The organism is Acinetobacter sp. TYF_19, assembly GCF_043105125.1.
GTDB classification, from domain to species: Bacteria; Pseudomonadota; Gammaproteobacteria; order Pseudomonadales; family Moraxellaceae; genus Acinetobacter; species Acinetobacter johnsonii.
In genome coordinates, this window is record NZ_JBICLH010000053.1 from 1 (window position 1) to 6,570 (window position 6,570).

The window sequence follows — 6,570 nt, forward strand, 5'->3', positions numbered from 1 at the left end:
GATTAATGATTTAATTATTTTGTTGTAAATAAAAAAACAACGATTCCTTGTATCAGCGCAAATGACCAAGGGGAAAAGCCTTACAGAGATGTAGGGCTTTTTTATTGCTGTATACAAATTGCATGGGCTTTGATGGGCTTTTTAAACAACTAAGATGGTATAGTGACACTCTCTTTTAAGTGCTCCTCTATATGCCTGAAATCTATAAATACATTTACACTCAGATTAGTGTATTCGGTTCATTACCAACACATAAAGTTCTTATAAATAGTACACATAACAAGACCAAATTAATTTTCGCAGATAATACTTTTGTTTATGGGGCTGTTTCTGATTGGGCACTAGGTCTATCCGGGCTTGATTCGAGAAAATCAATATGGTCGCAAGAACCCAAGTTGTTTTTAGAGCGTGAAAAGAGAAGATTGAGCCTCTATCGAGCATCTCATCCAGCATTTATAACTGAAGCAATTTTAGGGTAGGCTTAAGATATTTTGAATTTCGTTAATACTATAAGTGCTTATATTTCAAATAAAGTTTGCTTTGTGGTTGCTTAGGGCGTATAAAGCTAACTCGTTGATGCGGGATGGAGCAGTCTGGTAGCTCGTCGGGCTCATAACCCGAAGGTCGTTGGTTCAAATCCAGCTCCCGCTACCAACGAAAAAAGATTCAAAGTTTATAGCCTAGTCCCCGTGGATTAGGCTTTTTTTATGGCGGCTTAACTTTAATCGTAGTGGTTTAAATTTTAATGCCGCCACCCAGATATTTAATTACATCAAAGCTCGGTCAAATGATTGGGCTTTTTTAATGCCTGAAATATGGCAACCATATCCTGTGAGTGTGCCAGCTTACAGAACATGCCTTGAGTAAACGCCTAGATGGTTTAGGCAATTCCAGCTAGGGCTTGGCAACCCGACCTTAATGAGAATGAAAGCAAGTGAAGTTGACCGTGCATGTAAGGTTGATGTGATTGTGAGTAGCGGTAGATCAGTTGCCGAGCTGATTAATATCGAACTATAGGCAGGGGTGTGGCAGATCACCACATCCTTTTTTTATTGCCCTGAGAAATATTAGTGTAATCACACCAAGTTAAAATGCTTGATTAGCCAGGAGTAAAATCATGCTTAGATTACTGATGTGCTTATTCGGCCTGCATGGTGCGACTGAGATCGATTACACGATTGATGATGAAGAAATCAAGGTGTGTCGTGATTGCTCGAAAGAAATTAAGTGATATTTAAGAAATTGAGTGATTTATTCATCATAGTGAAACAATGGGATTATATTCTGTGAAAAATAAAGATGAATTAAAGAATTAGTAATAAAGCGCAAATTTAACCCGCTTACTTTGGGAGAGGTAAGCGGGTTTTTTATTAAGTAATTTACATTTCCTTTTTGCCGAACGGATTACGGCACATAAACCCCGCTCAATATGAATTATTGGCGGGGTTTTTTCTTATTAATAAAATATACATAACCTATAGCTTCATTATATGGGATGTAGGTAATTAGATATAAACTGAAGCTTAGAAAATATTTGTTAAAATATTGTGCTTGTTTAAATATTTTAATATGTTATCAATCTACTTTTACATTATATATCGAGATTTTTATGAAAATCGCGGTCATTGGTGGGGTAGCTGCAGGTAAGGTTAGGGAAATTTTAGCTGTAGGGGGAGTTGCTGACGAAATAGAGTGGCAATGTGAATACGAAAAACCAGTTGCACCAATAATATTTAGCGCTGGGTTTCAGAAAGTTATTGCCAAGCCTGGAGTGGCTGAAATAGAAAAATATAAACTTAAGATTCTAGAAAGAAATGAAGAGTTAAGGCTTTTTTATGTTCTCGAATCTATGGAAGAAGATTTAATTAACACTCAGTTAGATGAATATTGGTGTAAATCAGATATCTTGGGGCATAAGAGGAAATTTGAATCTTCAGATGTTCTAGCTTGACTCGTAATGAGTTGCTGGTGATTGATAGCATCATGATTAAGTTGAAAGAGCGGATTAAGAATATAAGAATGACCCTATACAACTAATTAACTAATACTTCATTTTTGTATAATTTCTTACATATCTATCACTGTAAATTGTGAGAAATGTATTCTTTTAGTGTTGAAAATATTTCTAGTTGTGAGAGTATAAAAAAAGAACAATAAAGGGAGAAAAGTATGGCTTCACAAGATGTGCTTATAATCTCGGTTTCGGCCTTTGTCCTTGCATTAACGATTTATGAGTTTGGGCAAATGTCGATGTTGTTTTAAGCGAACCACCTTCGGGTGGTTTTTTAATGGGCGCAAAATATGAACGCAGACGACTACTTCTGGAAAACCAAAAAGCGCCCACCTAAAACCAAACCACGCTCTAAACCTTTACCAAAGGCAAAAGAAAAATACCTAGAAGCTGAAGAAGCCCTATTCCAAGAATTAGAAGAACACCTGATTGGCTATGAGCGTAAATTTCAATTTGAATCCACTAAAAATTGGCGATTCGATTTTTATATTGTGAAGCTGAGACTTCTTATTGAAATAGCAGGTAGTCCTTGGGCCGTCGGGCGTGGTGGTCGTAAAGTGGCAAACGAATTTAATAAGTATGATCTGGCTGAAGATATGGGTTACAAGATTGAGCGTTTTGAGCCACATGCAATTGAGTCGGGTAGTGTGATTCGTTGGATTAAGTCGCAGTTAGAGAGAATAGAAGATGGAACAAATCAGACCATTCCCACCGACGGATCTCATAGACCAGGCTGAGGAAGAAGAAGCGATTCGCCTTGCGCCCGCCGTGGAATTAAAACAATGGGTGATTAAAAACTATCTAACCATTGGCGGCCAGCTCCACAATCCAGATCATGACCATATCGCTGAGCTACTACACGATGATGAAACCTTTTTAGCATTTGCTTGGGCATCAACTGCATGTATGGCTAAAAAGCGGATGGTACTGGGGCAATGTGAAAAAGTGATGTTTAACCAAGGTGGATGGAAGAAAGCTCGGCAAGAACAACAGATGCGCGACTGGTTTGGTTGTGTGCCTGTTTATCTAATCACTATAGATGCATCATTCTGTGAGCAAGCTTCAGATCATGACTTCTGTGCATTGATTGAGCATGAGCTTTATCACATCGGCGTAGAACGTGATCAAGACGACGAAATTATTTACAGCGACAATACCGGCTTACCAAAGCATTACTTAGCGGGTCATGACGTCGAAGAGTTCTATGGTGTTGTCAAACGTTGGGGTGCAAGCGACAGTGTTAAGCGATTAGTCGAAATCTCAAAGAATGCGCCGTTTGTATCTGATTTTAATGTGTCTGCGTGTTGTGGGAACTGTGTAATAGGTTAGTTTCAAATTTTTTTGCCCACTTACCTTGATGTACCTTGATGGATGGTGAGTTATGGCAAGGCTTAAAAAAGCAGAAAAAGTCTTTATTGTTCGGTCACTTGCACAGTTTATGACTCCTACTGAGTTGGTGGTGGCCATCAAGGAAAACTTCAAGATAGATGTTTCCCCGCAACAGGTGGAATCATATGACCCAACAAAGACTGCAGGTGCGGATCTATCGCAAGAGTTAGTGGATTTATTCCATGAAGCACGGAAGAAATATATTGATCAGCCGATCTACAACATCATCGGTGCAAACGACATTATTCAATTGCAAATCTTGAGTGACCTTTTGGTTTCTAAGAAAGGCAATGTGGTGATGTCGATTAAGTTGATTGATCAAATTCAGAAGATCGTGAAAGGCCATTATGAGCGCAAGTTAGAGATTACGGGCAAAGATGGTGGTGCGATTAAAACTGAAACAGAGCACAGCCAGCGCCCTGCAATGTATACCCCTGAGCAGCTTGCTGGGATGTCAGCACAAGAGCTATCTCGCTTAGCAATTAATGGCAAATTATGAGTTACGCAATTGAAGAAATAGCGCCCCTCATTAAAGAGTGGACGATTAACACACGTTTGCCTGAAGTCATTGCTGAGATGACCAGACGCTATTATTACCGAGCAGTAATAGAACAAAGCGAACTCAGCATTCAGGCTGAGATATATAAGTGTAAGAATGATCCAGCACATTGGTTTAATCATTGGGTGTGGACCTACGATCCAAGGAGGATGCCTTTTGGATTACCGGCAAATATTCCGTTTGTACTTCGCCCTGGTCAAGTTGAATTGGTCGACTGGTTACTTGAGCGGGAAAGCACTCAAACTCATGGCCTCATTGAGAAGAGTCGTGATGAAGGTATGAGTTATGTTGTGCTGGGGTTTTATCTGCATCGATGGTTATTTGTAGAGGGCTTTGCTGGTGGTGTGGGTAGTCGCAAAGAGGATCTAGTTGATAAAAAGGGTGACCCTAAAACGCTGTTGCATAAGTTCCGAGATATGTTCTCAAAACTTCCTGATTGGATGAAGCCGAAAGGATTTGTCGAAAAGGTCCACGACAACTACATGCGTATTATCAATCCTGATAATGGTGCGACCGTTACGGGCGAGGCTGGAGACAACATTGGCCGTGGTGGACGTACCACAATGTACTTTCTTGATGAATGGGCATTCGTAGAGCGTCAAGAAGCTGTAGATGCAGCTATATCGCAGAACACCAACGTTCATATCAAGGGATCAACTCCAAACGGTATCGGGGACAAGTTTCATCAAGATCGATTCAGCGGACGTTACGCCGTGTTTACGATGGCGTGGCGGGACAACCCAGATAAAAACTGGACTGTCTCACTCCATGGGAAGCTGATTCATCCGTGGTATGAAAAGCAAATTGCGACGCTTGACGACATTGTCTTAGCCCAAGAGGTTGATATTGACTACGCCGCTTCAGTTGAGGGTGTATTGATTCCATCGGCATGGGTTGAAGCAGCTGTAGATTTACACCTAAAACTCGATATACAGCCATCGGGTGAGCGTAATGGTGCACTTGATGTGGCGGATGAGGGTAAGGATAAAAACTCCTTTGCCGCACGTCATGGCATTGTTCTGCAGTATTTGGATACTTGGTCAGGCATTGGCGATGACATCTTTGGAACAACCCAAAAGGCGATTGATATTTGCTTAGAGCAAAAACTAAATTTGTTCTTTTACGATGCTGATGGTTTGGGAGCTGGTGTTGGGGATTATTCTGTGGTCGCACAAGATGTGTATACGCAGTTGGTTCCATCAGCACAGACAGAAACTCCTATGGTGAATATCAATGCTGCAGGTGATTCCGTAGCCTTGGTTAAAGCTAAAGATGGAGTACTGATCAAGACTTTCAGCAACATCACCATTAGTACTGTTTCAAGTTTGTATATTGGCTCATCGATCATGCCGAAATCAGTAGAGTTTACTTTGTTTGGCTCAGCGATTAGCGACGTGGGTGGGGAGCTTAAAAATACATCAGGTACATCCATTGGAACAATTAACTATCAGAATGGTTCCATCGTCTGGAATTCAAACGCAATCGAAGGAACAACGAATCTTGAGATTAGTTTTTTGCCTGCAGCAGCTGTAACAGCACCTGTTGAGTCGAAATCAATCTATGTGAATCAAGAGAATAGTGGTTTTACATGGTTGCGCAATCTTGTACCGCTGCCTTCACCTGGTACTCTGCAGGTATCGTTCTTGGTCCAGAATCAAGTCTATACACTTCGAGATAATGGCGCAGGGCAATTACGCGGTTCTGATTCATCCTTTGGCTCAGGAAGCATCGATTACGATACGGGCACCATGTCATTAACGACAGGTGAACTCGCCGACGTTGGAAGTGCAATCCTGATGACGTGGAGCAACATGATCACGGCTCAAGAACGTTCAGGATTAACCATCAATAAAGCCTATGTTGAGATCCCTGTAAATGCTTCGATTGTGGCAGGTAGTTTAACTGTCAATTGGCTACTGAATGGTGTGGCAAAGTCTGCAACCGATAACGGTCAAGGACAATTTATAGGCGATGCCACAGGAACCATTGATTATGCGGATGGCATGGCCAAGCTGATGCCGATCTTATTACCCAATGGTGGTACCACGTTCAATGTATCAGGTCAGAAAGGGTCTAAGTCTTCAGTTCAGGTGACTGCAGTACCGACTAGTGGAACCATTGCTATTGAACTGGATAACGGATCCGCAGCATTGATCCCTAAGTCTGTAAAAGTACGTGTACCTGTAAAGTATATGAGCTACACAGGTGAAGTTGAGCTGCGCGATTTGCCGATTGATGCAACTACAGGACGTTTAATCAATGGTGAGGGGCAACAACAAGGCACGATCAACTATGCGTCTCGTACGATGAATATTACCCCAAGCACCACACTTGAAGCGATCGAACGCGAGAAGATTATGCAGCCATTTTATGGCAAATATAATACCGACCAAGAAGCAATTGCTGCTGGTATGCTGGGGATGACCATTAAGTATGAAAATACCAGTGAGACCTATACCTTAAGCCTAAATGAAGTAGCGACGGCTGTGACAGTGAGTGTGTCCTATCGAGATAGTTCAGCCGCTGCTTCTTGGTCAGACATAGTGATTGGATCTGTCTTAAAAACGGATTTAACCGAAGGCTTTGCTGAACAAATTCTTGCAGGTTCGGT

4 protein-coding genes, 1 tRNA gene and 1 pseudogene are annotated in these 6,570 nt (G+C 41.4%); all 6 read left to right on the forward strand.

The genetic code is table 11. The features are described from left to right. Positions 1–577: 577 nt before the first annotated feature. A tRNA-Met gene (locus ACF8FD_RS06965) sits at positions 578–654 on the forward strand. 955 nt (positions 655–1,609) lie between these two features. After that, a complete protein-coding gene (locus ACF8FD_RS06970; RefSeq protein WP_151706677.1) occupies positions 1,610–1,951 on the forward strand; it encodes a hypothetical protein in 342 nt (113 codons plus the stop codon). A gap of 350 nt (positions 1,952–2,301) precedes the next feature. Then, positions 2,302–2,748 carry a hypothetical protein gene (locus tag ACF8FD_RS06975; RefSeq protein WP_279679481.1) on the forward strand — a complete coding sequence of 149 codons (447 nt, stop codon included), beginning with the start codon at positions 2,302–2,304 and terminating at the stop codon, positions 2,746–2,748. Then, a complete protein-coding gene (locus ACF8FD_RS06980; protein WP_392453291.1) occupies positions 2,699–3,340 on the forward strand; it encodes a putative metallopeptidase in 642 nt (213 codons plus the stop codon). Before ACF8FD_RS06975 ends, ACF8FD_RS06980 begins: the two co-directional genes overlap by 50 nt. Before the next feature lie 52 nt (positions 3,341–3,392). Then, on the forward strand, positions 3,393–3,899 hold the full coding sequence (locus ACF8FD_RS06985; RefSeq protein ID WP_392453292.1) for a DUF2280 domain-containing protein: 507 nt from the start codon (positions 3,393–3,395) through the stop codon (positions 3,897–3,899). Further along, positions 3,896–6,570, forward strand: a pseudogene (locus ACF8FD_RS06990) (hypothetical protein); the annotation flags it as partial. The gene ACF8FD_RS06985 and the pseudogene ACF8FD_RS06990, both read left to right, overlap by 4 nt.

Bases quoted from the DNA above. Each gene is read 5' to 3' on its own strand.
- ACF8FD_RS06980 (WP_392453291.1), top strand. From the start codon at position 2,699: ATGGAACAAATCAGACCATTCCCACCGACGGATCTCATAGACCAGGCT.
- ACF8FD_RS06975 (WP_279679481.1), top strand. From the start codon at position 2,302: ATGAACGCAGACGACTACTTCTGGAAAACCAAAAAGCGCCCACCTAAA.
- ACF8FD_RS06970 (WP_151706677.1), top strand. From the start codon at position 1,610: ATGAAAATCGCGGTCATTGGTGGGGTAGCTGCAGGTAAGGTTAGGGAA.
- ACF8FD_RS06985 (WP_392453292.1), top strand. From the start codon at position 3,393: ATGGCAAGGCTTAAAAAAGCAGAAAAAGTCTTTATTGTTCGGTCACTT.